Source organism: Neisseria sp. P0009.S010 (assembly GCF_051958545.1).
Taxonomy (GTDB): domain Bacteria; phylum Pseudomonadota; class Gammaproteobacteria; order Burkholderiales; family Neisseriaceae; genus Neisseria; species Neisseria subflava_A.
The window spans coordinates 1-264 of the sequence record NZ_JBQCVH010000040.1; the positions used below are offsets into that span (position 1 = coordinate 1).

1 rRNA gene is annotated in these 264 nt (G+C 49.6%); it reads left to right on the forward strand.

Going from position 1 to position 264, the window contains the following annotated elements:
* Nucleotides 1–264, forward strand: a 16S ribosomal RNA gene (locus ACTHSN_RS10820); the annotation flags it as partial.

The window sequence follows — 264 nt, forward strand, 5'->3', positions numbered from 1 at the left end:
GTGCGAGCGTTAATCGGATTCACTGGGTTTAAAGGGAGCGTAGGCGGGCTGTTAAGTCCGTGGTGAAAGCCCTCAGCTCAACTGAGGAACTGCCATGGATACTATCAGTCTTGAATGTCGTTTAGGTTTGCGGAATGGGTCATGTAGCGGTGAAATGCATAGATATGACCCGGAACACCAATTGCGAAGGCAGCAGGCTAAACGAATATTGACGCTGAGGCTCGAAAGCGTGGGGATCAAACAGGATTAGATACCCTAGTAGTC